Source organism: Streptomyces sp. NPDC002640, from assembly GCF_053592575.1.
Genome location: NZ_JBSFVZ010000018.1, coordinates 154,778 through 180,420 on the forward strand (window position 1 = coordinate 154,778; position 25,643 = coordinate 180,420).

Annotated in this window: 20 protein-coding genes and 1 pseudogene; 13 read left to right on the forward strand and 8 right to left on the reverse strand. The window is 73.8% G+C overall.

Going from position 1 to position 25,643, the window contains the following annotated elements; genetic code table 11:
* Window positions 1–666: 666 nt before the first annotated feature.
* Both pntB and ACWD3O_RS23240 read right to left on the reverse strand, forming a co-directional pair.
* On the reverse strand, window positions 667–2,148 hold the full coding sequence (gene pntB, locus ACWD3O_RS23235; RefSeq protein ID WP_451417204.1) for a Re/Si-specific NAD(P)(+) transhydrogenase subunit beta: 1,482 nt from the start codon (window positions 2,146–2,148) through the stop codon (window positions 667–669).
* A gap of 6 nt (window positions 2,149–2,154) precedes the next feature.
* Window positions 2,155–3,720 carry a Re/Si-specific NAD(P)(+) transhydrogenase subunit alpha gene (locus ACWD3O_RS23240; protein ID WP_451411590.1) on the reverse strand — a complete coding sequence of 522 codons (1,566 nt, stop codon included), beginning with the start codon at window positions 3,718–3,720 and terminating at the stop codon, window positions 2,155–2,157.
* A 605-nt stretch (window positions 3,721–4,325) separates the two neighbouring features.
* Here ACWD3O_RS23240 and ACWD3O_RS23245 point away from each other — a divergent pair.
* On the forward strand, window positions 4,326–5,432 hold the full coding sequence (locus ACWD3O_RS23245) for an LLM class flavin-dependent oxidoreductase (RefSeq protein WP_451417205.1): 1,107 nt from the start codon (window positions 4,326–4,328) through the stop codon (window positions 5,430–5,432).
* Between the two features lie 139 nt (window positions 5,433–5,571).
* Window positions 5,572–6,396, forward strand: a complete 825-nt coding sequence (locus tag ACWD3O_RS23250; protein WP_451417206.1) for an NADPH-dependent oxidoreductase — start codon at window positions 5,572–5,574, stop codon at window positions 6,394–6,396.
* A gap of 34 nt (window positions 6,397–6,430) precedes the next feature.
* Here ACWD3O_RS23250 and ACWD3O_RS23255 read toward each other — a convergent pair whose 3' ends face one another.
* Window positions 6,431–7,042, reverse strand: coding sequence for a TetR family transcriptional regulator (locus ACWD3O_RS23255; protein ID WP_451411587.1), 612 nt, complete (start codon window positions 7,040–7,042; stop codon window positions 6,431–6,433).
* Window positions 7,043–7,258: 216 nt separating this feature from the next.
* On the opposite strand from ACWD3O_RS23255, the pseudogene ACWD3O_RS23260 reads away from it, so the two are divergent.
* Window positions 7,259–8,190 (forward strand): annotated as a pseudogene (locus ACWD3O_RS23260) (phosphotransferase).
* Window positions 8,191–8,272: 82 nt separating this feature from the next.
* On the opposite strand, the gene ACWD3O_RS23265 reads toward ACWD3O_RS23260, so the two are convergent.
* Complete coding sequence (locus ACWD3O_RS23265; protein ID WP_451417207.1) at window positions 8,273–9,034, reverse strand: sulfite exporter TauE/SafE family protein; 762 nt, start codon at window positions 9,032–9,034, stop codon at window positions 8,273–8,275.
* 131 nt (window positions 9,035–9,165) lie between these two features.
* Here ACWD3O_RS23265 and ACWD3O_RS23270 point away from each other — a divergent pair, with 131 nt between their 5' ends.
* Window positions 9,166–10,110 (forward strand): LysR family transcriptional regulator, encoded by a 945-nt coding sequence (locus tag ACWD3O_RS23270; protein ID WP_451417208.1) that lies wholly within the window; start codon window positions 9,166–9,168, stop codon window positions 10,108–10,110.
* Window positions 10,111–10,310: 200 nt separating this feature from the next.
* Entirely contained in the window at window positions 10,311–11,495 is a 1,185-nt protein-coding gene (locus ACWD3O_RS23275; RefSeq protein WP_451417209.1) for a DUF6545 domain-containing protein, read from the forward strand.
* Between the two features lie 42 nt (window positions 11,496–11,537).
* Here the strand turns inward: ACWD3O_RS23275 and ACWD3O_RS23280 are convergent, their stop codons facing one another.
* Both ACWD3O_RS23280 and ACWD3O_RS23285 read right to left on the reverse strand, forming a co-directional pair.
* Window positions 11,538–12,929 carry an FAD-dependent oxidoreductase gene (locus ACWD3O_RS23280; RefSeq protein WP_451417210.1) on the reverse strand — a complete coding sequence of 464 codons (1,392 nt, stop codon included), beginning with the start codon at window positions 12,927–12,929 and terminating at the stop codon, window positions 11,538–11,540.
* A gap of 419 nt (window positions 12,930–13,348) precedes the next feature.
* Window positions 13,349–14,011, reverse strand: a complete 663-nt coding sequence (locus tag ACWD3O_RS23285; protein WP_451417211.1) for a TetR/AcrR family transcriptional regulator — start codon at window positions 14,009–14,011, stop codon at window positions 13,349–13,351.
* Window positions 14,012–14,169: 158 nt separating this feature from the next.
* Here ACWD3O_RS23285 and ACWD3O_RS23290 point away from each other — a divergent pair, with 158 nt between their 5' ends.
* Both ACWD3O_RS23290 and ACWD3O_RS23295 read left to right on the forward strand, forming a co-directional pair.
* A complete protein-coding gene (locus ACWD3O_RS23290) occupies window positions 14,170–14,295 on the forward strand; it encodes a hypothetical protein (RefSeq protein WP_451417212.1) in 126 nt (41 codons plus the stop codon).
* Entirely contained in the window at window positions 14,292–15,284 is a 993-nt protein-coding gene (locus ACWD3O_RS23295; RefSeq protein ID WP_451417213.1) for a hypothetical protein, read from the forward strand. Before ACWD3O_RS23290 ends, ACWD3O_RS23295 begins: the two co-directional genes overlap by 4 nt.
* Here ACWD3O_RS23295 and ACWD3O_RS23300 read toward each other — a convergent pair.
* Complete coding sequence (locus ACWD3O_RS23300) at window positions 15,275–16,975, reverse strand: eCIS core domain-containing protein (protein WP_451411578.1); 1,701 nt, start codon at window positions 16,973–16,975, stop codon at window positions 15,275–15,277. The two genes, ACWD3O_RS23295 and ACWD3O_RS23300, sit on opposite strands and share 10 nt — an antisense overlap.
* Before the next feature lie 222 nt (window positions 16,976–17,197).
* On the reverse strand, window positions 17,198–17,995 hold the full coding sequence (locus ACWD3O_RS23305) for a calcium-binding protein (RefSeq protein ID WP_451417214.1): 798 nt from the start codon (window positions 17,993–17,995) through the stop codon (window positions 17,198–17,200).
* Window positions 17,996–18,330: 335 nt separating this feature from the next.
* On the opposite strand from ACWD3O_RS23305, the gene ACWD3O_RS23310 reads away from it, so the two are divergent.
* From ACWD3O_RS23310 to ACWD3O_RS23335, 6 genes are all read left to right on the forward strand, one after another.
* On the forward strand, window positions 18,331–18,936 hold the full coding sequence (locus tag ACWD3O_RS23310) for a lytic polysaccharide monooxygenase auxiliary activity family 9 protein (protein ID WP_451411721.1): 606 nt from the start codon (window positions 18,331–18,333) through the stop codon (window positions 18,934–18,936).
* 234 nt (window positions 18,937–19,170) lie between these two features.
* A complete protein-coding gene (locus ACWD3O_RS23315) occupies window positions 19,171–20,649 on the forward strand; it encodes an ABC transporter substrate-binding protein (RefSeq protein WP_451417224.1) in 1,479 nt (492 codons plus the stop codon).
* 89 nt (window positions 20,650–20,738) lie between these two features.
* Complete coding sequence (locus ACWD3O_RS23320; RefSeq protein WP_451417215.1) at window positions 20,739–22,631, forward strand: ABC transporter permease subunit; 1,893 nt, start codon at window positions 20,739–20,741, stop codon at window positions 22,629–22,631.
* Entirely contained in the window at window positions 22,628–23,680 is a 1,053-nt protein-coding gene (locus tag ACWD3O_RS23325) for an ABC transporter ATP-binding protein (RefSeq protein ID WP_451417216.1), read from the forward strand. The genes ACWD3O_RS23320 and ACWD3O_RS23325 overlap by 4 nt, the downstream gene beginning before the upstream one ends.
* Window positions 23,677–24,441: an ATP-binding cassette domain-containing protein gene (locus tag ACWD3O_RS23330; protein ID WP_451417217.1), complete on the forward strand. Its 765-nt coding sequence runs from the start codon at window positions 23,677–23,679 to the stop codon at window positions 24,439–24,441. Before ACWD3O_RS23325 ends, ACWD3O_RS23330 begins: the two co-directional genes overlap by 4 nt.
* The gene (locus ACWD3O_RS23335) at window positions 24,438–25,427 is read left to right on the forward strand and encodes an ethanolamine utilization protein EutE (protein ID WP_451417218.1); all 990 of its coding nucleotides are present in this window, start codon (window positions 24,438–24,440) and stop codon (window positions 25,425–25,427) included. The genes ACWD3O_RS23330 and ACWD3O_RS23335 overlap by 4 nt, the downstream gene beginning before the upstream one ends.
* Window positions 25,428–25,643: the final 216 nt, after the last annotated feature.

Sequence of the window (25,643 nt, forward strand, 5' to 3'; positions counted from 1 at the left end):
CACCCGCCGCCCGGCACGACACGGCCCCTTCCCGCCCCGGCCACGCGACCGCCCCGGCCGCCGGGCCCGGGCCGACCCCGGACCGCCCGGACCGCCCTGACCGCCCTGACCGCCCTGACCGCCCTGACCGCCCTGACCGCCCTGACCGCCCGAGCCTGCCCGGACCACCGAGGGCCCGGACCACCCAAACCCTGCCCCCGCGAGACACCGCACCGGAACCGGCACCGCACTCCGGACAGCCCGGCCCCGGACCACCCAAGCCCGCCCGGACACCACCGAAGCCCGCCCCCGCGAGGCACCGCCCTGCACCGGCACCCCACCACCCCGGACAACCCGGACCGGCCCGCCGAAGGGGACCCGCACCGCCCCGAAGCCACTCGGAGACCGCCGAGCCCCGCCCCAGGCTGCGGGACATCGCTCCCGCCCAGCGGTGCACCGCCCTGGACCGGGTCCCACCACCCCGGACAGCCCGGCCCCGCCCCCGGACCGCCAGGGGCCGGACCGCGACGCCCGAGCCCGCCCGGAACCGCCGAGGCCCGCCCCCGGGCCACAGGGCGCCGCGCCGCCCCCGCAGGGCCCCGCCCCCGGACCGACGCCCCACCACCCCGGCCGGCCGGGCCCCGGCCCAGAGCCGCCCGGGCGGCCCGCCCCTGGCGGCGGCCGGGGTCAGCGGGCGACTGCGAGGCCGCCGTCGGTGCCCGCCGCGCGGCCGTCGGCGGACCCGCCCGCGCCGCCGGCGTCGAGCGCGCGCAGGATCTCCTCGACGCTCTGCTTGGCGTCGCCGAAGAGCATGCCCGTGTTCTCGCGGAAGAACAGCGGGTTCTGCACGCCCGCGTAGCCGGAGGCCATGGACCGCTTGAAGACGATCACCTGTTCCGCCTCCCAGACCCGCAGCACCGGCATGCCGGCGATGGGGCTGGCCGGGTCCTCCTCCGCCGCCGGGTTGACGGTGTCGTTCGCGCCGATCACCAGCACCACCGACGTGGCGGCGAAGTCGTCGTTGATCTCGTCCATCTCGAGGACGACGTCGTACGGCACCTTCGCCTCCGCCAGCAGCACGTTCATGTGCCCGGGCAGGCGGCCCGCGACGGGGTGGACGCCGAAGCGGACCTCGACCCCGCGCTCACGCAGCCGTCGCGTGAGGTCGGCGACCGGGTGCTGGGCCTGGGCGACGGCCATGCCGTAGCCGGGGGTGATGATCACCGACCGCGCGCCGGCCAGCGCCTCGGCCACCTCCGCCGCCCGCACCTCGCGGTGCTCGCCCTGCTCCTCCGGGCCTCCGGACGGCGCCTCGATGCCGAAGCCGCCCGCGATCACGGAGAGGAAGGACCGGTTCATCGCCTTGCACATGATGAAGGACAGGTAGGCGCCGGAGGAGCCGACCAGCGCGCCGGTGACGATGAGCAGGTCGTTGTCGAGGAGGAAGCCCGCCGCGGCCGCCGCCCAGCCCGAGTAGCTGTTCAGCATGGAGACCACCACGGGCATGTCGCCGCCGCCGATGGAGGCCACGAGGTGCCAGCCGAGCGCCATGGCCAGCACGGTGACCGCGATCATCAGCGGCAGGCTCGGGGCGAGGACGAACCAGACCGTCAGCACCACGAAGGCCCCGAGCGCGCCGAGGTTCAGCACGTTCTTGCCCGGCAGCGTCAGCGGACGGGACTTGATCCGGGCGGACAGCTTCAGGTACGCGACGATCGAGCCGGTGAAGGTGACCGCGCCGATGAAGATGCCGATGAACACCTCGGCGTGGTGGATGCCGAGCAGCCCGGCGTCCGCCAGGGCCTGCCGCGCCTGGTCGTCGGACTCCGCCTCCAGGTAGCTGTTCCAGCCGACGAACACGGCGGCCAGGCCCACGAAGCTGTGCAGCACGGCGATCAGTTCGGGCATCTGCGTCATCTCGACGCGGCGTGCCTGCCAGAGACCGATCACCGCGCCGAGCGCCGTCGCGAGCAGGATCAGCCCGACCGTGCCCGCCGTGCCGGAATCGGCCGCCACCACGACGGTGGCGGCCAGCGCGAGACCCATGCCGGCGATGCCGTACACGACGCCCGCCCGGGACGTGCGGTGCTGGGACAGCCCGGCGAGGCTGAGGATGAACAACAGGGCGGCGACCAGGTCCGCCGCGTGGGATGCCGTCAGGGAAGTCATCTCGGCTCAGCCTTTCGAAAACATGGACAGCATGCGGCGGGTGACGGCGAAACCACCGAAGATGTTGACGCTCGTCAGCAGGATGGCCGTGAAGGACAGGACGGTGACGATCCGGCTGTCGTGCCCGATCTGGAGCAGGGCGCCGAGCACGATGATCCCGGAGATGGCGTTGGTCACCGACATGAGCGGTGTGTGCAGCGCGTGGTGGACCTTGCCGATGACGTAGTAACCGATCACCACGGCGAGGGTGAACACCGTGAAGTTCTGGGCCAGTTGGGCCGGAGCGAAGGCCACCAGCAGGAACATCGCCAGCAGGCCGAGCCCGATCAGGCCGAAGCGGACCGCGGGCGTGGTCCCGCTCTTCCTCGGCGCGGCCCCGGCGGACTCGGCGGCCGGCTGGGCGGCCGGTGCGGCGGGCGCGGCCGACACCGCGACCGGCGGGGGCGGCCAGGTGACGTCGCCGTCGCGCACCACGGTGACGGCCCGCTGCACGACGTCGTCGAAGTCGACGGCCAGCCGGCCGTCCTTGCCCGGGGTGAGCAGCTTGACCAGGTTGAGCAGGTTGGTGCCGAACATCTGCGAGGCCTGGGCCGGCAGCCGGGAGGCGAGGTCGGTGTAGCCGATGAGGGTGACGCCGTTCTCGGTGACGACCGTGCGCCCCGGCACGGTGCCCTCGACGTTGCCGCCCTGGGCGGCCGCCATGTCGACGACGACGCTGCCCGGCTTCATCACGGCCACGTCCTCGGCCGTCAGCAGGCGCGGCGCGGGCCGGCCCGGAATCAGCGCGGTGGTGATCACGATGTCCACGTCGGCGGCCTGCTGGTGGTAGAGCTCGGCGGCGGCGCGGTCGTAGTCGGCGGAGGTCGCCTTGGCGTAGCCGTCGGTGCTCGCCTCCTGCTCCACGTGCACCGGCAGGTACTCGCCGCCCAGGGACTTCACCTGGTCGGCGACCTCCGGACGGGGGTCGGTGGCCCGCACGATCGCGCCGAGGCTGGAGGCCGCGCCGATCGCGGCGAGTCCGGCGACGCCTGCGCCGGCCACCAGCACCTTGGCCGGCGGCACCTTGCCCGCCGCGGTGACCTGGCCGGTGAAGAACCGTCCGAAGACGTGCGCGGCCTCCACGACCGCGCGGTAGCCCGCGATGTTCGCCATGGAGGAGAGCACGTCCATGGACTGGGCGCGGGAGATGCGTGGCACCGCGTCGAGGGCGATGGCCGTCACCCCGGCGTCGGACAGCGCCCGCAGCAGTTCGGGCTTCTGCGCGGGGGCGAGCAGGCACGCCAGGGTCGCGCCCGGTCTCAGGTGGGCGATCTCCGCCTCGGAGGGGGCGTTCACCTTCAGCACGACGTCGGCGTCCCAGGCCGTACCGGTCCCGGCGCCCGCGTCGGCGTACGCCTGGTCGGTGAAGCCGGACGGCTCACCGGCTCCCGGTTCGACCACGACCTGGTAACCGAGCTTCAGCAACTGCCGCACCGTGGCGGGCGTCGCCGCGACCCGCGTCTCGCCGGGCACGGACTCGGCCACCACGCCGATGCGCTGCGGGGGGTTGGGTGTGGGTTCTTGGGCAGACATGACCTGTATCTCTCGTCAGAGGATGGTGCGAGGGGTATCTGCGTTCGAGGAAGTCGTACAGCGTCCTTCCCTTTGATCGCTGGAACCTACCGGCCGGGCCGGTGCGGGCCAACGCGGGCGAACGGTGACGTGCTTCACCCGGCGGCCGTGACGGCGGCAACCGGGGGCGACCGGGGCAGTGGGGGGGGGGAGGACGGGTGCGGGCCCGGCCGTCCGGCCCGTTCCCGGGCCCGGCCGTCCGGCTCCGTCCCCCGCGCGCCGCGGCGGGCGTGTTGCGGTGGCGTGACGGGTCCGCGAACAGGTCGGGGCGGCTCTTGACCGCCCTTCTCGGCGGATGCCAGTCTCTCGCCCATGCCGCGGACCCCGCTGACCAGTCGCCGGGTGGTCGATCACATGCTGATCGCCACCAGCGCCTGTCACGCCCGCTGACGGCTCTTCCCCTCCGCCGGCTCCCGGCCTCCCGGCGCGTGCGCCTCGCCGCCGCGTCCTCACGGTTGAACTCCCCGCGCCAGACCAGCTGTTGACGCTGCGGCGCCCGCTGCCGCCGTGCGTCCCGACACGCCCCTTCCGGCGTGCGCGGATCCCTGACGGAACAGGACACCGACATGAGTTACCTGTGGTACATACCCAACCAGATCGAACCGGGCCACCGCGGCGACGACGCGGGCGGGGAGCAGGGCTGGGGCACGCTCGCCCACTCCACCGATCTGGCCCGCACCGTGGAGGACCACGGCTGGGAGGGCGCCCTGCTGGGCACCGGCTGGGGCCGCCCCGACACCTTCACGCTGGGCGCCGCGCTGGCCGCCCGGACCACGACGTTCAAGCCGCTGATCGCGGTGCGGCCCGGCTACTGGCAGCCCGCGCACTTCGCGAGCAGCGCCGCCACGCTCGACCACCTGAGCGGCGGCCGGGTGCTGGTCAACGTCGTGAGCGGGCTCGACCACCTCGCGGCCTACGGCGACCACACCACCGACCCGGCCAACCGCTACGAGCGCACCCGCGAGTTCCTCCACCTGGTCCGGCGCCTGTGGACGGAGGAGAACGTCACCTACCGGGGCGAGCACTTCGCCGTGGAGGACTCCTCCGTCCTGCCGCACCCCGCCGGGTACCCCGACCGGCATCCGACCCTCTACTTCGGCGGCGCCTCCGAGCCCGCCGAGCGGGTGGCCGCCGCCGAGGCGGACGTGCAGCTGTTCTGGGGGGAGCCGCTGGAGGGCCTGGCCGAACGCATCGAGCGGCTGAGGCGGCTGGAGACCGCGGTCGAACGCAGGCACAAGCCGCTGGAGTTCGGCCTGCGCATCACCACACTGGTCCGGGACACCACCGAGGAGGCGTGGCGCGACGCGGAGGCCAAGGTGGCCGCGATGGCCGAGCAGGCCGGGAGCGTGGCAGGCCCCGGCTGGGCCGCTGTCGGCAACCGGAGCACCGCGGTGGGCCAGCGGCGGCTGCTCGAACTGGCCGCCCGCGGCGAGGTGTTGGACACCTGCCTCTACACCACGCCCGGCACGGTGGGCGGCGGCGGGGCCGGGACCACCTGGCTGGTCGGTTCCGCCGACGACGTCGCCGGGGCGCTGCGGCGCTACCGCGAGCTCGGCATCTCGCACTTCGTCCTGTCGGACACGCCCTACAAGCGGGAGATCGCCCGGATCGGCGACGAACTGCTGCCGAGGCTCCGCGCGTCGGAGGGCGCCCCGGTGACCGTGCGACCGTGACCCCCCGCAGCCGCGGCGGTGGCGTCACGCCGTCGGCGCCGGGCCCCTGCACCGCAACCCTGCCCTGCCCTGCCCATGTCACACTCCGACCCGCACTCCCCCTCCCCCGGCCCTCCCTCTTTCGCAGAAGGCGTCCCTCATGACCCTCACCGATCCCACGACCCTCAACCGGGCGGGCGCCCGCTACGGCGACCCGGACTTCGTCCTCGCGGCGACTTCGCCGGTCATCGAGCAGCAGCTGCGTCACCGCTCGGTGCGTTCCTTCCTGCCCACCCCCGTCACCGAGGACGAGCTGCGGGCCGTGGTGGCCGCGGCGTCGTCGGCGTCGACCTCCTCGAACCTGCAGGCGTGGAGCGTCGTCGCGGTGACCGATCCGGGGCGCCGGCGGCGGCTCGCGGACCTGGCGGCTGGGCAGCGGTTCGTCGCGGAGGCGCCGTTGTTCCTGGTGTGGGTGGCGGACCTGGACCGCGGTCACCGCCTGGCCGAACGCAACGGCTCGCCGCTCGACGCCACGGTCTACCTGGAGTCCACGCTGCTCGGCGTCATCGACGCCGCGCTGGCGGCCCAGAACGCGGTCGTGGCGCTGGAGTCGCTCGGCCTGGGCTCGGTCTTCGTCGGCGCGGTCCGCGACCACCCCGAGGAGTTCGCCGGGGAACTGAACCTGCCACCGCACAGCGTGGCGGTGTTCGGGCTGGCGGTCGGGCACCCCGACCCCGCGGAGGACGCCGGTGTCAAGCCCCGCCTCCCCCAGACCGCGGTCCTGCACCGCGAGACCTACGACGCGGGCGGGGCCGACGCCGCGCTCCCGGCGTACGACGAGCGCCTGGCCGCCTACAACCGTGCCCACGGGCTCACCGGCGCGTGGACCGCGCGCGTCCTGGCCCGGCTCGCCGGCCCCGCGAGCCTGGGTGGCCGCGAGCGGCTCCGGGAGGTCCTCGAACAGCGCGGCCTGCCCTCCCGCTGACCGCGCCCGGCGAGCCCCCGACCGAGGCTCCCGGTCAGGCGCGCACCGGGCGCCGCGCGCTGCGCGGGCGGTACTCGACGACGGTGAGGGCCAGTGAGACGTACCGCTCCACCAGTTCCTCGACGCCCAGCGGGCCGTCGGGCCGGTACCACTGCGCGACGGCATTGCACATGGCGATCACCGCGCGACGGGCGTCGTCCGGGAACGGCGTCAGGAAGACGCCCTCGGCCACACCGCGTTCGATGACGTCCCGGAACTGGCGGGTGCCCCGCTCCTCGTTCTCGCGGTAGCGCGCGAGGTGTTCGGGCTCGAGGCTGCGTCCTTCGGTGAGCACGATGCTGCTCTTCACGGGGTGTTCGCTGCGGAAGCGGACCGTCGCGGATACGAGTGCCTCCAACTGCTCGGCGGGATCCTCGCCGGCCGCGTCGAGTGCCTGCTCGCAGGCGCCGAAGTAGGCGTCGAGGCCCTCGTCCAGGATCGCGACCAGCAGTTCCTGCTTGCCCTTGTAGTAGTAGTACAGCGCGGACAGGCTCACCCCGGCCCGCTTCGCGATGTCCCGGATCGATGTGGCGCCGTAGCCCTGCTCGGAGAATTCCGTGCGGGCCGCCTCCACGATCGCCTTGTGTCCTGCGGGCTGGCTGGGCACGGGTCCCGCTCCTTCTCCCTGGCCACTCCTCGAATGCTGCACGCACCGTACCAGGGGAAATGTAAGAACGATCGATCAGTCACAGGGCAACGGCCCCTCGCCGCACCACCGGTGCGGCCACCGGTGCAGCCGCCGGTGCAGCCGCCGGTGACCGGTGACTGCTCCGCGGGAAAACCGCGTTGCTTCCCCGCACCGGGCGACCTACCGTCTCCGGTCATGCTGCCTTTGGTGGAAACGGACGAGGAGTGGGACGCCGTCGTCCCCGACGAGACGGTGATGCGGCCCGGAGCGGAGGATCTCTGCGCCCGCCTCGGTCTCGCCGGCCTGCCGCTCACTCGTCTCCCGGACGGGTCGCAGCCGGTCTACGCGGTCGGGGACGAGCACATCCTCAAGCTGTTCCCCAAGCGGCCGCAGCGGACGGCGTCGCCGAGGGCCGCGTCCTGACGCACGTCGAGGGGCGGCTCCCGGTGCCCACACCGCGGGTGCGTGCGTTCGGCCCGCACGAGAACGGCTGGCAGTACGTCCTGATGTCGCGGCTCCGCGGTGAGAACCTGGCCCACGCGTGGGCTCGCGTGCCGCGACGCCACCGTGAACGGCTGGTCGCCGACATCGGTGAGACCTTGGCGGTCCTGCACTCGATCAGCCCTGACCCCCTCGAGGACGTCCTCGGGCCCGGGGACTGGGGTGCGTTCCTGGACCGTCAGACCGCCGGTGCCGTGGAGCGGCAGCGCGCCCGCGGGCTGCCGGCCGCCTGGCTGGAACAGATCCCGGACTTCCTCGGCTCGGTCCCCCTGCCGCGCGCCCCGCACCGCTCCCTGCTGCACACCGAGGTCATGCGGCAGCACTTCTTCGTCGACCCCGACGGGTGGCGCCTGACCGGGCTCTTCGACTTCGAACCGGCCATGATCGGTGACCGCGCCTACGACTTCGTGGGCGTCGGCCTGTTCGTCACCGGCGGCGATCCGGACCTGCTGGCCCGGCTCGCCAGGGCGTACGGCCACATCTTCGAGCCGTCCCAACTGCTCGCCCACACGCTGCTGCACGTGTACAGCAACCTCCCCTGGTACATGAGGGAACTGGACGCCCCTGCCGAAGGAACGCTGTCGTCGCTCGCCGAGGCGTGGTTCGGCACGGGCTCACGCGCATGACAGCGGAGGCACCTGGCCGCCGCGCACCACCCCGCACGACGGACCCGCCCGGCTGCCCGCCGGGCGGGTCCTTTCCGTGCGGTCAGCCGCGCAGGAAGTACAGGACGGTCGTGATCACGGCGGTCGCCAGCAGAATGCCCCGGAGCAGCCGGGAGGAGAGGCGGCGGGCCAGGTGGGCGCCGGCGAAGCCCCCGGCCACCGCGCCGAGCAGCATCGCGGTGAGGGGGCGGGGAGCGCTCAGCGCGTCGGAGGCGACGAGGAACAGCACCGACGCGCTGAGGTGGACGGCGGCGAGCTGGGCGACCCGCATCGGGTTGCCGGCCGCGGGGTCGAGCCCGAGGCCGATGCTCCACAGCGCCAGCATCAGCATGCCTACGGCTCCGCCGAAGTAACCGCCGTAGACGGCTAGGGCGAACTGTCCGATCAGGAGGGCCCGCGCGCTCATGCCGACGGAGCGGCCCGCGACCCGGCCCCACGCCCGGGAGAGGTGGTGGCCGAAGGCGAGGACCAGCGTGGCGAAGGCGAGCAGCCACGGCGCCGCGACGTCGAACGACGCGGCGGGCAGGGTCAGCAGCAGCCCGGCGCCGACGCCACCGCCGATCACGTCGACGGCGGTCACCGCCCTGATGGACGCGGCCCCGACAGGGGTCAGTTCGCGCCGGTACACCCACGCGCCGGCCACCGCGCCGGGGGCGAGGGCGATCCGTGACACCGCGTTCGCCGTCACCGGTGGCAGGCCGACGGCGACGAGGACGGGCAGCGCGACGAACGTCCCGCCGCCCCCGATGGCGTTCAGGGCTCCGGCGCCGACTCCGGCCAGCAGGACAAGGAGGAACTCGATCACCCGCCGAGGATCGCCCGCGGCGACGCGGTTCCACAATGCGGAATCGGCGCACCCTGCCTAAGGCTGGACCTAAGGCTCGGCCCAAGGCTGAACCCACGGGTGGGCCGTAGCCTGGGCCGTAGGCTGATCCGGTGCGCTACGACCTGGACGACCTGCGGCTGTTCCTCCACATCGTCACGGAGGGCTCCATCACGGCGGGCGCCCACCGCATGCACCTGAGCCTGCCCTCGGCCAGCGCCAGGGTGCGCTCGCTGGAACACCAGGCCGGTGTGACGCTGCTCGTCCGCGGCCGCCGGGGCGTGCGGCCCACACCGGCGGGCACGACCCTGGCCCGCCACGCCCGCGACGTGCTCGACCGGACCGCGCGGCTGGAGAGCGCCGTCGCGAGCTACACCCGCCCGCCGACCGCTCCCCTCGTCCTGCTGGGCGGGGGCTCCGCGATGCACCGGCTGGTGCCGCAGGCCCTGATCTCGTTCCTCCGCGCCCACCCGGACACCGATGTCACGGTGTCCGAGAGCCGCACGCCGCGGACCGTGCGGCTGCTCGCCGAGGGAGCGGCGGATCTGGGGGTCGTCCTGGACAACGAGGCCGGGGACCGCGGCCTGCGCATGGAGCCCCTCGGCGACGACTCCCTCGTCGCGATCGGCCAGGCCGGCGGCGTCCTCGCCGGACGGTCCGCGGTGACCTACGACGAGGTCGCCGAGCACCCCCTCGTCGGCCTCGACGCGGGCTCCTCGCTGCGCCGCTGGATCGAGAAGCGTCTCGGGCCGCACGCCCCGGTCGTGCGCCACCGCACCACGGTCGCCGACCTGAACGTCCTCGTCTCCCTGGCCGCCGCCGGCGCCGGTCTCGCCGTCGTACCGCGCCGTGCCGTCGACCCCGGCCTGCCCCTCGACGTGTGCCCGCTGCGGGACGCCTGGGCCCGCCGCCACCACCTGCTGGCGTGGGGCAACAAGGACCACACGGGGTCCCCGGCCACCGCGGCGCTCGCCGAACACCTGCGCCGGGCGGCCTCGTCCGAGCCGGCCTCCGGTCACGCGACCGCATTGCCGTGGCCGCCACGGAGCGGCGAGTAGCTCACCACCCCTCGTCGGGGCGGCGCCGTCGCCGGCCGCGCGTACCCGAGGCCCTCGTTCCGGATCGTGGATCGTGGGGCCGGGGGGCGAGGTGTCGGAAGTATGGTCAGCCGGTGCTCGCGCGCATTATCGTCGTCGCAACTTCGTCTGCCTTGCTGTCTGGAGCTCGCCGGTGACCACCCCCCGCCAGACTCCTTGACATGGAATCCTGGATCTACTACCTGGCCGCCGGGTCTCTCCTGACAGGGCTGCTGGCTCAATGGCCGGGCTTCCGCGCCCTGCGGGACGACCCGCTCCGACGCACCGTGGCGATCATCGCCTTCGTGGGGGCCTGCAGCTTCGTCTTCGGTGCGCCGGCGACCGTGACGGCGGTGAACAGCGTCACGTCGACGCCGAACGTGGCCGCACCGCTCGCCTACAGCGCCGTCATGGCGTTCAGCGCCGCGTCGCTGACGCTGATGATCCAGTGGTACGGCGGACCGGAAGCTCGCGTGCGGCGCACCAACCTGGTGTGCGGTGTCGCCTACGCGCTCGTGACCGTGGCGCTGTTCACGCTGTTCTTCGCCGGCGACGCTCCGGTCGAGAGGCGGCGCGACTTCGACACCTACTACGCGGGGACGCCCTTCATCAGGGAAATGATCGTGGTGTACCTGGTGGCACACCTGACCGCGGCACTCGCCACCGCGGTGCTCTGCGCACGGTGGTCCCGCCGGACGACCGGGTGGGTACGCGGCTCGCTTCTCCTCCTCCTCACCGGGTGGATCAGCGTGACCGCGTACAGCGTCTGCAAGCTGATGGCGGTGGCGGCGCGCTGGGGCGGGCGTTCCTGGGACACGCTGAGCACGGACGTGGCGCCGGCCCTTGTCGCTGTCGGCACCTGTTTCGTGATGCTGGGCTACCTCGTACCCGTGGGACGGAGGAAGCTGGAGCCCTTCCTGGTGGTCCTTCGGCTCCGCCCGCTGCACCGACTCCTCGTGCCGTCCGACAGCCGCTACACCGTCCGGCTGGGCGGCCTGTCGGGCCTGAACTGTCACCTCCACCTCACGCGCCGGGTCAACGCGATCCGCGATGCCCTGTACCGCCTGAACGGGAGCCTGGACGACCGCGTGCACCGTCGGGCACGTCGACATGCCGCTCGGGCGGGATGCGCCCCGGAGCGCGTCGACGTGCTGGCCGCGGCCGCGATGATTTCCGTGGCCGCTCGGCCCGGCCGGGCCGAAGTACCCGAGGAGCACCGGGGCTTCGTGTCCTTGCACGAGGCCGCTCTGGTGGAGCTGTCCCAGGCCCTGCGCGACCCGGCACTGCACAGCCTCCTCCGAACCGAGACCCATGAATCGGCCGGACTGAGCGGGAGCAGCAGCCGCCCTGAACGGCTCACCGACTAGGTGGGGCCCGGTCCGCGGTCACCCGCGGGCGGTCGGGCGTGATCAGGGATGGTTCGCCTTCCGGTCCAGCTTGCGCACGATCGCCCTCTCCTCCTCGGTCAGCGGCGGACCGTCGAGGGGTGGCAGCTTCGGACCCGCGATCGTCGCGGCCAGTAGAGAGGGACGCAACAGGTGCGTGCCGGGCAGCTGAAGGGTGGTCACGTCACACATCGCCGCGGAGACGTCGTAGGCGGTGGTGGCCACCAGGGCCATGCGCCGGGTGTACCGGGTGAGGAGCCGGTCCACCAGTGACGGGCCGTCTCCCTCGACTCCGGGCACCCACCTGTCCTGCGAGGCGCTGAGGGCCCAGGCCGCGTCCACCTCCCGCGCGATCGCCCTCTGCGCCTTGCGGGCCGTGCCGGTCGCCCCCGGGCCGCCTCGCTCCAGCTCGCGAGCGAGTGCCCGTGCGCTCAGCGCCGCCACGCTCATGCCCTGCCCGTAGACGGGGTTGTACGACGCCACCGCATCGCCCAGGACGGCGAACCCGTCCGGCCAGGAACGCGCCTTCTCGAAGTACCGCCGTCCGTTCCGGGTGCTGTGGGTGCGGAGGACGTCGGAGATCGGCTCGGCACCTGAGATCAGCTGGCCCACGAGCGGGTGGTGGAGCCCCAGGGCGAAACGGACGAAGCCGTCCGCGTCCGCGGGGGGCTCGCCGCCACGGGTTCCGCTCAGGCTGACGATCCACCGGCCGTCCTCGATGGGCACGAGGGCCGCCGACCTGCTGGGCGTGCCGGGATCGGGGCTCGCCTGCAGCATCACCAGGGGGAAGCGCTCCGCACCGGCGGGGATGCGGTAGAGGCGGCTCGCGTAGACGAGTCCCGCGTCCACGACCTCCTCGGTGATGCCCGTCGTTCCCAGGCCTTCGAGCCACCTGGTGGCCCGCGACCCCCGTCCGCTCGCGTCGACGACGAAGTCCGCGTCAACCGGTGCCGCGCCGGCGCGGACGCCCGTGACCCGGTCCGCGTCGCCGAGGAGGCCGTCGGCCTCGTCCTTCGTCACCGTGATGTTCGGCCGGGCCAGTACGTGGCGGCGGACCGTCCACTCCAGGAAGTCGCGACTGCAGGTGAGCAGGCAGTGGCTCCTCCGCGGCCAGCGCCGGAACCAGCCGGCGGGCCCCGTCATGAGCGCGTCGGCGGTCATCGAGATCTCGCGGCCGCCGGCGTCGAGAACCGTCTGCCGCAGATCGAGACCCGGTATCAGGCTTTCCATCGCCTCCCGGCCGCTGGGCAGGAGGATGTGCGCGTGACGGCCCTGCGGGACGCCTTTCCTGCCCTCGGCGGAGTCGGGCAGACCGTCCCGCTCCATCAGAACGACCTGGTCGAAGTGGCTGCTGAGAGCCACCGCGGCCAGCAGACCGCCCAAGCTCGCGCCAATGACCACAGCCCTGCTCGGCATGCGCCCCTCCCGATCTTCGCGTTGAGGTCACGCTACCTTCACAAAGTCCACGGCCCCAGGCGTCGGCTCCGCCCAACTCCTCCCGGGCAGCGGCGAATACGCCGGGCAACGCCCTCGGCTCCAGGGAGCCTGCCAGGCCTTGCCGTCGAGTAACTGCCGCGCGTGCGCTGGAGAGACGCCGCGCCTTCCTGCATGCGGCCGCCTCGTCCGGGGCCGCCTCGCGTCACGCAACCGCACTGCCGTGGCCGCCACGGAGCGGCTGAGTGGCTCGCCACAGCCGGACGGACGGAAAAGGACCGGGTGGGACGCCTCCCCGCTCGAAGAGGCGTTCCACCCGGTCCGTGTCGCGCGCCGCGCCGTCCCCACGTGCGGCACGCTCAGACCCGCCGCCTCATCCCACGGGCGGCCGGCCCGGTCTTTCATCCACCCCCGGGAGCGGCCCTGACGTCGGCCCCGGGCTCGGCCCCCACATCGACACCCAGGGCGGGCAGGACGACGGAGTCCACGAACCGCACCATGTGGTCGCTGTCGGCGTACCGGCCGGAGACGACCGGCCTCATGCGCAGCACGCCGAAGAGCATGTCCGGCACGAACGACAGCGCCGGATGGCCGGCGGGGATCTCGCCCCGGTCGGCTCCCCTGCGCAGGATCGCCTCCAGATCGGCGACCTCGGGGGCGACCAGTGACTCCCGGAGGGCGTCGCGGAGGTCGCTGTCCACCGTGACGGCGTGGCCCAGGGCCTGGAACAGGCGGGTGTCCCCGCCGGACCTCTCCCCCATGACGGTGGCCACCTTCCGCAGGTCCCCGGCGAGCGACCCGGTGTCGACGTCGGCGAACCGGCCGCGGCGGCGGGCCCGCAGCGCGGCCGCCACGAACTGGGGCTTGGACTTCCACTGACGGTAGAGCGTCGACTTGCTGCACCGCGTCGCGGCCGCCACGCCGTCCATGGTGACGGCCTCGTAGCCGCTCTCCCGGATCAGATCGAGCACGGCCTCGAAGAACTCCCGCTCACGCTCGGGCGTGATCTTGGAACGACGGGACGAGCCGTCCGGCCGCGCCCCCTCCTCCGTCCGCGAGGCCATGCGCTCTCCCCTTCCGCCACGTGCGAGGCACCCCACCCTCACCGATACGGACGCGTACCGGTACTCTGCCGTACCGATACTAGACCGTTTCGATAACGCTGTACACCGGCCGCCGTGCGTGGTCGGCCACAGTGCGACCGTCCGTGAGAAGGCTGGAGATGAGAGCCCCTTCCGAGCTCGCCGACCGCGACGCCCAGACCCCGGCGCCGGTGGCGAGGACCGAGTCCGCGCGGGTGGCGAGGACCGAGTCCGGTGACCTCAGCGGCGGTGGGGCGGGCAGGTGAACGCCACGGCCCTCGCCGTCGCCCTGTCCCTCGCCTCCGCCGTCGCCTACGCCTCGGCCGCCGTGAGCCAGGAGCGTCTCGTCGCCCGCGCCCGCGGCGCCTCCTTGGGCGCACTGCTGGTGACGCCCGCCTGGTGGGCGTCGGCCTGCCTGAACCTGGGCGGCGCGTTGCTGCACATCGGCGCCCTGCGCTACGGCCCGCTCACCGTCGTGCAGCCGCTCGGCGCGCTGACGCTCGTCGTCGCGGTGCCGATGGGCGCACGGGTCGCGCGACGCCGGGTGCACCGGACCGAACGGCGCGGCACCGCCCTGACCCTGCTGGGCCTCACCGCCCTGCTCCTCACCGTCTCCGGTCCGGCCCCGGACCGGGCGCTGTCACCGGCCTCGACGCTGGCGGTGGCCGGCGGGACGGTGGTGCTGCTGGTCACCTTGTGCGCGCCCCGGGACCCGGCCGGACTGCTCCGCGCCGTGGCGTCCGGGGTGGCCTCGGCGGTGGGGTCCGCCTTCGCCCAGACGCTGGCGGTCTCCTTCGCCCGAGGGAGCGCCCGTTCCGTGCCTGCGGCGCAGACCGTGGTGCTGGCGGTCCTGGTAGTCGGGTTCGCGGTCGGTTCGGTCCTGCTGGCCCAGTCGGCATACCGGGGCGGCCTCGGTGCCCCCCTGGCGACCTCGACCCTCGCCAATCCGCTGGCCGCGGCGGCGATCGGCCTGTGGCTGCTCGGAGAGCGGTTCCACGGCGGAACCCTCGGCGTCCTCCTCGCCACGGCCGGGTTCGCCGCGGCCGCCCGGGGCGTGGTGCTGCTGACCCGCCGGACTCCACGGTCCGCACGCTCACCAGGGTCCGCACGGCCAGGCCCGGGAGCGGCGTCGGCCGGGCCGGCCGCAACGGCCCCTTCGCCCGCGTCGACCGCGCCAGTCGCCTCGACCGCCGCAACCGCCTCCACCGCCAGCGCAAGGTCTCCCCGGCCGGACGAGGCGGCGCCTTACCGGTAGACCTTGCCGCGCTGCGGAGAGCCTTCGTACTTCTCCTGGGCCTGCGCCAGCGCCTCGGCCGCGGAGAGCCCTCCTTGGCTCATGAGTTCCTTCTGCAGGCTCGCCTTGAGCTTGCTGCTGCCCTCCGCGGCCGCGTTGACCGACCAGGGTGTCCGGCAGGCGTAGATCAGCAGCGACGTGTACCTGTTGAGCGCCTGTGCCTGGTCGACGATGACGGCGAGCGGCGGGGTTTCGGCCTTCCTGGCCTCGGCGAAGGCATCGGCGACCTGGTCGGACCACTGGAAGTCCAGCAGGACCGCCACGTCGCAGTGGTCCACCAGTCCGGTCACGCGGTCGATCTCCAGGGAGAGTTCGGTGGCGTGGTGGGGCTGGACGTACTCGCCCGGCGCGTTGCCGGTGGGCTCCACCCCGGCGTTCGCGAGGGCGTCCGGCAGCGACGCGAAGATCTGGGCGTCGGCCCCGACCCGGTTCAGGCTCTGCTCCGACTGGACGGCGAAGCCGTACTGCCGTGGCGTGCCGACGGCGATCGGCTGCTTGTCCTCGTAGCCGTGCGAGAACCACGCCAGCATGTCGGGGTGCCGAGGTGCCGAGGCGCTCTTGAGCATGGCGACGGTTCCCCGGCCCAGGCCCTCGATGTCGAAGGTCCGCGTCTCCAGCCGGGGCATGTCGGGCTGTCGCTCGCGCCAGATGCGGTCGGCGTCGCGGACGGTGCCCTCGGCCCGCTCCTGGTACTGCTCCATGGACTCCGGCGGCGCGGCCTGCCGCGCCGTCGACGCGCTGCCGATCTCCGCGTCCATCGCGGCCGGGGTCAGGTCATGCTCGGCCAGTTGCGCCAACGCCTTCTCCGGCGTGAGCCGCTTGACCGCCATCTCGTTCTTGTTGATCTCGATGAGCTTCTTCCACACCCAGTTCTTCTGCTCCGGGTTGAGGCGAGGGCTGCCCGCTCCGGCCCACGTCTGGAAGAAGCTCTGCGTGGTCTTCGACAGCACGCGCTGCACGACACCGGCGCGGGCCGTGGCCGCCACCGGCCTGGTGGTGGGGTGTTCCGCGGCCGTGGCACGCTGCACGCCCTGCGGCTGCCGGCCCAGCTCGGCCGCCGTGCTCTCGGCGTCGCGTTCCAGGGCGTCCGTGGGGTGGCTGACACCCGTGGGTACGCCCCCGGCTCGCTGCTGGCGGACGTGCTGCAACTCGTGCCGCAAGGTGTGGTCGTCCATGTCGGCCGCGCTGCGGAAGACGATCCGGTTGGTCTTCGTGGTGTAGGCCTTGGCACCGAGGGCCTCGGCCGACCCGCGGTCGACGTGGACACGGACGTCGCCGAAGTCCTCCCCGCCGAAATCGCCTTCCATCCTGCGCCGGACGTCCGCCCGCATCGGGCTGCCCGCGGTGCGGGTCACGGCATCGGCCTGGGCGACGGCGTCGGTCTGCGCCTCCTCGTCGTCGGCCAGCCGCTGCACGGCGGTGGCATGACGGCAGTCGGGGCCGTGCCGGTGACGTTCGCGCTCCATGCGCCGGACGACCGCGGCGTTGCCGATGGTCCGCTGGAGGGCACCCGCGCCCCCGGGGGACATCGGGCCGGGTCGCCCGGCGGCAGCGGGGCCGCCTTCGCGGAGGACCGGGACCTGCTCGGGCTGCCGAGGAAGCGCTCGCCTCTCGTCCGGCCGGGCGAGGCGCTGCTGTCTGTCGGCGCGCATGGTCGGTTCCTCTCGTGTGTCCGGCTACAGGGCGGGAGGTAAGGAGACTACCCGCGGGTGTTGCGCCCCGGCCGCCTCAACTGGCAGACAGGACAGTGCTTTTGACGCGGCACGGGGAGGGAGGGGAGGACGGGGCGCCCACCGGCCGCGGCGGCCCGGTGCCCGCGACGCCGTTCGCGCCGCGGGCCAGGACCACAGCCGGAGCCGGAGCCGAAAGCGCGTCTACGGAAGGACGATGTCGCGGCCGGCTCCGCCTTCGAGGACGTCCTTCCCGGTGCCGCCGCAGACCAGGTCGTCGTCGCCTTCGCCGTCCAGCATGTCGTCGCCGGAACCGCCGAGGAGGACGTCGCGGCCGTCCCCGCCCATGGCGTGGTCGTCGCCGGAGCCGGCGTGCACGGTGTCGTCGCCGCCGTAGCCCTCGATCATGTCGTCGCCCCGGCCTCCCCACATGCGCTGGTCGCCGTCGTCACCCATCAGGTGGTCCATGCCGTCGCCGCCGTACAGGGCCGCGGGGCCCATGACCATGTCGTTGCCGGCGCCGCCCAGCACCGTGCGTGCGGTGTGGGCGTGCAGTTCGTCGTCCCCGGCGCCGCCGTCGACGGTGCCGACCCCGGGGGTGAAGGCGGCGATCCTGTCGTCGCCGTCGCCGAGGTGGACGTCGATCCTGTCGGGCCGGGAGCTGTCGGCGGGCAGTTCGCAGACGACGGAGGTGGTGTCCTCGGCACTGGAGTGCGCACAGTGCTCGCCCGGTTCGAGCGGGACCACGTCGCGGAAGCCGATCCGGCGGATCCCGTCGCTGGTGTACATGGCGAAGACGTTGAGGTCGTTGGCCTGCCCCGCGGCGGCGGTGAAGACGATCGACTGGGTCGTCCAGTCGGCCGCGACGCGGGCCTTCGTCTCGGTCGAGGTGGCGGCAGTGGCTGTGGCGGTCGCGGTGGTGGCGGTCGCCGGGCCGACGGCGAGGCCGGCGGATAACAGGGTCACGGCGACGGCGCCGACGGCGGCTCGGTTGCGGTTCATGAGATCTCATCTCGGTGAAGTGACGGTGGACCGGCGCGCTCCGCCCGGTGCTGCCGGGGGCCCGTTCCCGCGGGCCGGCGAGGCGACTCGGCGCCCGGTTCGGGGAGGGTTCCAGGGACGGTTCCGGGTTCCGGTTCGCGGGTGAACTCCCTGCTCACCGGACATCCTTGCAATCAACTCCGTTTGTGTCGTTGACATTTCAGGAAGAAGTCGTAGCGTTGGGAGCGCTCCCATCATAGCTTTGTCCTTGGAAGGAGTCCCCCCACATGCGCGAGAAGAGTCCGTTACCCGGGCGCTCACGGTCGGCGCTCCGCCGACCCCTCCAGGCGCTCGTCATGCTGTTCGCCGTGGTCGCCGGCGCACTGGCCTGGTCCACCCCCGCACAGGCCCACGGCACCATCGTCAACCCCGGCACCCGCGCGTACCAGTGCTGGAAGACGTGGGGCAGCAACCACATGAGCCCGGCCATGCAGACCGAAGACCCCATGTGCTACCAGGCGTTCCAGGCCAACGCCGACACCATGTGGAACTGGATGAGCGCCCTCCGCGACGGTCTGGGCGGCCAGTTCCAGGCGCGGACCCCCGACGGGACGCTCTGCAGCAACAACCTCTCGAGGAACGCCAGCCTGGACAAGCCCGGCGCGTGGAAGACGACCAACATCACCAGCAACTTCACGGTCCAGCTGCATGACCAGGCGTCCCACGGCGCCGACTACTTCAAGGTCTACGTGAGCAAGCAGGGCTTCAACCCCAAGACCCAGACCCTGGGCTGGGGCAACCTCGACTTCATCACGCAGACCGGCCGCTACGCCCCGGCGCAGGACATCCGGTTCAACGTCAACACCTCCGGCTACACCGGACACCACATCCTGTTCGTGGTCTGGCAGGCCTCGCACCTGGACCAGGCCTACATGTGGTGCAGCGACGTGAACTTCGGCTGAACCTGAGCCGGAGAGCGCCGCACACGACACCGGCCCCGGCCGGGCGGCGGTGATCCGCCACCCGGCCGACCGAGCCCCGTCGGGGCGGGGGACCCCTGTGGTCACCCGCCCCGACGGGGCTTTTGCGTGCCACCCCACACCCTCTTATTGGAAACGATAACCATTTATGTATAGTCCTCTGTCAGTCCCCCGAGGCGTGTCCCCACATAGATAGAGACCCCCGTGCGCATCCCCATGAAGCCCTCCCCCTCCCTCGCCGCGGCCGCCGCCCTGCTGCTCACCGGCTGTTTCTCCGCCGGGCCCGACACAGACGACGCCTCCGGTGACGGGGGCCGGCTGCGGGTGGTCATGATGCAGCCGCCCCGTTCCGGGCTGTCCCCGCTGAGCGACGACGCCTTCAAGCTGTCCCGGTGGAGCACCGCCGAGACGCTGGTCACCCTGGACGCCAACGGCGACCCCCGAGCGGCGCTGGCCGAGAAGTGGGAGCGGACCGGGGAGCGCACCTGGTCCTTCACCGTCCGGGACGGCGTGCGGTTCCACGACGGCACGGCGCTCACCGCCGAGGCGGCGGCCCGTTCCCTCACCGAGGCCGCCGGGGCCGCCCCCAAGCCCCGCATCCTCGACGGTGTCGAGCTGACGGCGAAGGCCGACGGTGACACCCTCACCGTCACCACCGGCGAGGGCGACCCGCTGCTCCCCCACCGGCTCTCCTCTCCGCAGCTGTCGATCCTCTCCGCCAAGGCGTACGCGGGCCGGTCCGTGAATCCGGTCGGCACCGGCACCGGCGCGTTCGTCCTGAAGAAGGTGCACGGCACCAGCTCGGCCACGCTCGACCGGAACGAGGACTACTGGGGCGGCCTGGCGAAGGCTCCCGGCATCGACGTGCGGTTCGTGCCGGACGGCACCGCCCGGGCCGCCGCCCTGCGCAGCGGCGAGGCCGACATCGTGGAGTCGGTCCCGGTCTCCCAGGCGTCGCTGCTGGAGGAGGACCAGATCACCGAGGTCCCCATGCCGCGCACCAACACGCTGTACCTCAACACCGAACGGGGCGCCTTCACCGATCCCGCGCTGCGGGCCGCCGCCCGCGAGGCGATCGACGCCGAAGCCCTGGTGGACGGCGTCTACGAGGGCCGCGCCGATGTCGCCGAGGGGCTGCTGGGCCCCGCCGTCCCCTGGGCCGAGCAGCGGAAGGGCCGCACGAGGCCCGTCGAGGCCGGCGATCCGCGCGGCCGGAAGATCACCATCGGCACCTTCACCGACCGCGCGGAACTCCCCGAGGTCGCCGCCACGCTCCAGCAGCAGCTCCGGAAGGCCGGTTTCACGGTCGAGCTGGAGATCCGCGAGTACGCCAACATCGAGTCCGACGCGCTCGCCGGGAAGTTCGACGCGTTCATCCTGTCCCGGGCGACGGTGCTGGACTCCGGGGACCCGGCCGCCTACCTCTCCAGCGACTTCGGGAGCGAGGGGACGTTCAACCTCTCCCAGCTCACCGACCCGGTCGTCGACAAGGCCCTGCACAAGGCGAACACCACGCCGCCCGGCGCGGCCCGCCGCGCGGCGGTCCTCGAGGCGGAGACCGCCGTCCTGAACAGCGACGCGGCGATCCCGATGCTGCACGAGCGGGTCATCCAGGGTGACGCCGCCGATGTCGTCGGCTCCGCGAAGGACCCGCGCGAGCGTCTGCTGGTCACCGCCGACACCCACCGCGCATAAGCACCGGCACCGGCACCGGCACCGGCACCGGCACCGGCACCGGATCACAGCATCACAGCATCACAGGATCGAGCAGGACAGGACACAGGATGAGAACCGCCGCCGCGCGCGCTGCCGCGCTGGTGACCGTGATCGGTGTGATCGGGCTGCTGCCGTGGCTGTCCGGGCGCGACGCCGCGCTGAGCGTGCTGCGCGCCCGGTCCGCCGAGCAGGCCGCGACCGAGGAGGCGCTCCGGGCGATCAGGGAGGACCTCGGCCTGGACGCCGGGCCGGCGGCGCTGCTGGCCCGCTGGGCGGCCGGGCTGCTGCGGGGCGACCTCGGCTCGTCCTGGGTGTCCGGTGCCGAGGTGCTGCCGTCGGTGGCCGGCGCCCTGCGGGTGTCGCTGTCCCTGATGGGCGTCTCCCTGGTCGTGGCCCTGCTGGTCGCGGCCGCCCTGTGCGCCGGCACAGTGGTCCGTGCGGGGCGTGGGACCCTGCGCCGCACCGGCACCGGGGCGCCGGCCGCCGTGCTCGCCTCCGTGCCGGAGTTCCTGCTGGCCACGGTGGGGCTGCTGGTGCTGGGGGTGTGGCTGGGGGCGCTGCCGACCTCGGGCTGGACGGGGCCCCGGTCCATGGTGCTGCCGGCCCTGGCCATGGGGCTGCCGGCGGGCGGCCTGCTGGGCCGGCTGGTCGACGACGCCGTGCCCGCCGTGGCCGGCGAGCGGTGGACCGGGCTGTGGCGTGCCTCGGGTGTCTCCTCCCGGCGGATCGCCGGGGCGGTGCTGCGGCGTGCCCTCCCTGCGGTGGCGCCGCAGTTCGGACTGGTCGCGGTGGGCCTCACGGGAGGCGCCGTGGCGGTCGAGACGGTCTTCGCGGTGCCCGGCATCGGCCGGACCGCGCTGGGCGCCGCCAAGGCCCAGGACCTGCCGCTGCTCCAGGGCGCGGTGCTGGCCCTGCTGCTGCTGGGCCTCGCGGCCGGGGCCGCCGCGCAGGTGTCGCGCACGCGGCTGCTCGGTCCCGGACTGCGGGACGCGGCGCTCGCCCTGCCCGCGCCACGACGCGCCGCCACCGGCCGGGTGGGGCGTGCGGTGCCCGCGGTCCTCGCGGCGGTCCTGGTGCTGGTCACCGTGTGGGGCATGCTGCGGGACCCCTTCGCGGTCGACACGGCGGCCCGGCTGATGCCTCCGTCGTGGGCGCATCCGCTGGGGACGGACGGTCTGGGCCGGGACGTGCTGGCCCGGCTCGGGCACGGTGCCCGGGACACCGTCGGGGTCGCCGGCCTGGTCTGCCTGCTCAGCTACGTCTTCGCCCTGGTCGTCGGCTTCCTGCCGCGCTTCGCCGCGGGCGTGGCGGACGTCGCCAACGCCCTGCCACCGGTGATCGCCGGGATCCTGGTGGCCGCCGCCGTCGGCCCCGGCACGGTGGGCGCCTCGGTGGCGGTGGCGTCGATCTCCTGGCCGCCGCTCGCCGCGCACGCCGCCGCGCTGGTGCAGGAGACCCGGTCCGCCGGGTTCCTGTCCGCCCAACGGGCCATCGGAGCCACGGAGTTCTGGGTGCTGACCCGGCACATCCTGCCGTCGGTGGCCGGACCGGTGGCCCGGCACGCGGTCCTGCGGCTGCCGGGCATCGCGCTGGCGCTGGCCTCCCTCGGCTTCCTCGGCCTGGGCGCCCAGGCGCCCGCCCCGGAGTGGGGGCTGCTCCTCGACGAGTCCCGCGCGTACATCGAGCGGGCTCCCTGGGCGGCGCTCGCTCCGGCCGCGGCCCTCGCCCTGCTGGCGGGCCTCGCGGTCTCCCTCTCCGCCCTCACCGTCTCCCGCCGTGCCTCCGGCCCGCCCCGCGTGACGGACTCGTCCCGCGTGACGGACTCGTCCCCCGCGCAGGCCCCGTTCCCCGTGGGGAACCCCTCCCCCGCGCAGGACCAGTCTCCCGTGCGGAATTCCTCCCCCGCGCAGGCCCCGTCCCCTCTGCAGGAACCGTCTCCCGTGAAGGAGGTGACCGCATGACCGGTCGCTCTTCGCTGCTGTCCGTGCGCGACCTGTCGGTCACCTTCCCCGGCGGTCGCACGAGGCCGGTGGCCCGGCCGGTCGGCGGCCTCTCCTTCGACCTCCGGGCGGGCGAGATCCTCGCGCTGGCCGGGGAGTCGGGAGCGGGCAAGTCCCTGACCGCCCGCGCCCTGGTCGGCATGGCGCCGCCCGACGCCAAGGTGACCGGCAGTGTCCGCCTCCACGGCGAGGAGGTCCTTCCGGCCGGGCGGAAGGCGTACGCGGGCCTCTGGGGACGCCGGATCTCGCTGATCCCCCAGGACTCCCTGTCCGTGCTCAGCCCCGTCCATCCCGTCGGTGAGCAACTGGCCGCCGCCGCACGCTCGGTGCAGCGCCTCGGACGCCGTGCCGCGCGGGCCGCGGCGGTGGCCGCGCTCGACCGGGTCGGCATCGCCGACGCCGAGCGGCGGGCCCGCGCGTACCCGCACGAGTTCTCCGGCGGCATGCGGCAGCGTGCCGTCATCGCCATGGCCACGGTCAACGAGCCGGACCTGGTGGTGGCGGACGAGCCGACCACCGCGCTCGACCACGAGACCCAGGACCAGCTGCTGCGGGTGCTCGGGTCGCTGCGCGAGACCACCGGAGCGGCGCTGCTCCTGATCAGCCACGACCTGCCCGCGGTCCGCCGCCACGCCGACCGGGTGCTGGTCCTGTACGCGGGCCGGCTCGTGGAGTCCGGCCCCGTCGGCACGGTGCTGTCCCGGCCGCGCGCCCCGTACACCGCGGGGCTGCTGGCCTCGCTGCCTCCCGACGAGCCGGTGGCCGAGAGGCGGCTGCCCGTCATCGGCGGGGCGCCGCCGTCACCCGAGGAGCTCGCCATCCTGTCGGGCTGCGCGTTCGCTCCCCGCTGCCCCCTGGCGGACGCCCGCTGCCGCGCGCACACCCCCGAGCCCGTCGCCGCGGGGCCCGCCGGCCGTGACGACCCCGCCCACCACGTGGTGGCCTGCCACCGCCACCAGGACGTGCCCGCCACCGCGCGGGACCTGTTCCGCAAGGAGAGCCCCGCGTGAACCCGCTGCTGAGCGTGCGCGACCTCACCGTCCGCCATCCCGTCCGCGGGCGCCGCCGGACGTCCCGGCCGGTGGTCGACGGGGTCTCCTTCGACATCGCGGCCGGGGAGACGCTGACCCTGATCGGCCCCTCCGGCGCCGGCAAGTCGACCACCGCGAACGCCGTGCTCATGCTGCGCAGGCCCGACAGCGGGCAGGTGCTGTTCGAAGGCCGGGACCTGGCCACCCTCGACGCGGCGGCCCTCCGGGCGACGCGCCCGGCCGTCCAGCCGGTCTTCCAGGATCCCTACGGCTCGCTCAGCCCGCGCCTGCGCGTCCGCGACACGATCGCGGAACCCCTGCGGGTGCAGGGCCGGTGGGACCCGGTCACCGGGCCGGACCGCGTCGACGAACTCCTCGACACGGTGGGCCTCGACGTCCGCCTCGGCGGGCGCAGGCCGCACGAACTCTCCGGCGGTCAGTGCCAGCGGGTCGGCATCGCGCGGGCGCTGGCGAGCGGGCCGCGCCTGCTGGTCCTCGACGAGCCCGTCTCCGGCCTGGACCCCTCGGTCCGCGCCGGCATCCTCAACCTCCTCACCGACCTGCAGGAACGCCTGCGCCTGGGCTACCTGTTCATCTGCCACGACCTCGCCGTCGTCCGCCACTTCGCCCACCGGGTGGCCACCCTGCGCGACGGCCGGATCGTGAGCACCCTCCCCGCACGCGAGCTGTACTCCACCGGGCCGTCCACGGTCTCCGGCGACGAAAGGGCCGTCCGATGACCACCTCCGCCCCCTGGACGCTCGCCCCGCTGCGCCCGGCACCCGGCCACGTCACCCGGGGCCGGATACGGGTCGACCTGGGCACCACCGCCGTGGAGGTGCCCCTCGTCGTGGTCGACGGGACGCACCCCGGACCGCGCGTGGTGTTCACGGCCGGGATGCACGGCGGCGAGTTCACCGGCATCGACGCCGCCGCCCGCCTCGTGGACCTCCTGGATCCCCGGCGGGTCCACGGCCAGGTCGTCGTCTGCCCCGTCGCCAACCCGCCCGCGGTGTACGACGGCCGGCTGGCCGCGTCACCGCTCGACGGCGTCAACATCAACCGGGTGTTCCCGGGAGACCCCGACGGCCTGCCCACCGAGCGGCTCGCCGCCTGGCACTTCACCCACCTGCTCGCCGGCGCGGACGCCTACGTCGACCTCCACTCCGGAGGCATCGACGAGGACCTGCGCGACTTCGTCGGCCACCGGCTCACCGGCGACCCCGTTCTGGACCGCCGCACGAGGGAGTTGGCGCACGCCATCGGCATCCTGGACGTGATCGCGGGACTCGACGCTAGCGGCGGCAACAGCCACGCGGCGGCCGCCCGCGCGGGTGTCCCCGCGGTCCTGGTCGAATCCGGCCGGCTCGGCGAACGGGACCCCGAGGCCGCCGACCGGCTGAGCCGTGGGCTGCTGCGGCTGCTGGGGCTGCTGTCGGTGCTGGAGGTAACGCCCCCGTCCGTTCCGGCGTCGACGGGGCCGGTCCGCGCGTGGACATGGGCGGCCTCCGTGACCGCGCCGGCCACCGGCCTGTGGTACCCGGCCTTCTCCGCCGGTGACGACGTCACGGCCGACGGCGTGCTCGGGTACGTGCGGGATCCGGCGGACGGCCGCCGGACACCGGTCCTCTCCCCGGTGACCGGCCGCGTCTTCTACGGCATGCACGCGCTCACCGTCTCCACCGGCGCGGAACTCGCCGCACTGGCCCGCCCTTCGGATGCCTAGACCGCACCGGTCCCGGCCGCCCGCCGCTCGAAGCCCGGCCCGGGCCGCCCGCCCTCAGCGGGCTGCGTCCGACGGGCGGTGATCCATGGCGTCGTCGGGAGCCGTGCGCGGCGGAGCGCTTCCGCCCCCGAACCCAGCCCCCCGCCCACGGGGGGGGTGACCGGGGGTGCGGGAGTGAGGAGAGCGGGCGGGGCGCCGGTTAATGAAGAAAAGAAA

Excerpts from the sequence above, each read along its gene's own strand:
- pntB (WP_451417204.1), bottom strand. The coding sequence starts at position 2,148 with ATGACTTCCCTGACGGCATCCCACGCGGCGGACCTGGTCGCCGCCCTG.
- ACWD3O_RS23240 (WP_451411590.1), bottom strand. The coding sequence starts at position 3,720 with ATGTCTGCCCAAGAACCCACACCCAACCCCCCGCAGCGCATCGGCGTG.
- ACWD3O_RS23245 (WP_451417205.1), top strand. The coding sequence starts at position 4,326 with ATGAGTTACCTGTGGTACATACCCAACCAGATCGAACCGGGCCACCGC.
- ACWD3O_RS23250 (WP_451417206.1), top strand. The coding sequence starts at position 5,572 with ATGACCCTCACCGATCCCACGACCCTCAACCGGGCGGGCGCCCGCTAC.
- ACWD3O_RS23275 (WP_451417209.1), top strand. The coding sequence starts at position 10,311 with ATGGAATCCTGGATCTACTACCTGGCCGCCGGGTCTCTCCTGACAGGG.
- ACWD3O_RS23280 (WP_451417210.1), bottom strand. The coding sequence starts at position 12,929 with ATGCCGAGCAGGGCTGTGGTCATTGGCGCGAGCTTGGGCGGTCTGCTG.
- ACWD3O_RS23285 (WP_451417211.1), bottom strand. The coding sequence starts at position 14,011 with ATGGCCTCGCGGACGGAGGAGGGGGCGCGGCCGGACGGCTCGTCCCGT.
- ACWD3O_RS23290 (WP_451417212.1), top strand. The coding sequence starts at position 14,170 with ATGAGAGCCCCTTCCGAGCTCGCCGACCGCGACGCCCAGACCCCGGCG.
- ACWD3O_RS23300 (WP_451411578.1), bottom strand. The coding sequence starts at position 16,975 with ATGCGCGCCGACAGACAGCAGCGCCTCGCCCGGCCGGACGAGAGGCGA.
- ACWD3O_RS23305 (WP_451417214.1), bottom strand. The coding sequence starts at position 17,995 with ATGAACCGCAACCGAGCCGCCGTCGGCGCCGTCGCCGTGACCCTGTTA.
- ACWD3O_RS23310 (WP_451411721.1), top strand. The coding sequence starts at position 18,331 with ATGCTGTTCGCCGTGGTCGCCGGCGCACTGGCCTGGTCCACCCCCGCA.
- ACWD3O_RS23315 (WP_451417224.1), top strand. The coding sequence starts at position 19,171 with ATGAAGCCCTCCCCCTCCCTCGCCGCGGCCGCCGCCCTGCTGCTCACC.
- ACWD3O_RS23320 (WP_451417215.1), top strand. The coding sequence starts at position 20,739 with ATGAGAACCGCCGCCGCGCGCGCTGCCGCGCTGGTGACCGTGATCGGT.
- ACWD3O_RS23325 (WP_451417216.1), top strand. The coding sequence starts at position 22,628 with ATGACCGGTCGCTCTTCGCTGCTGTCCGTGCGCGACCTGTCGGTCACC.
- ACWD3O_RS23335 (WP_451417218.1), top strand. The coding sequence starts at position 24,438 with ATGACCACCTCCGCCCCCTGGACGCTCGCCCCGCTGCGCCCGGCACCC.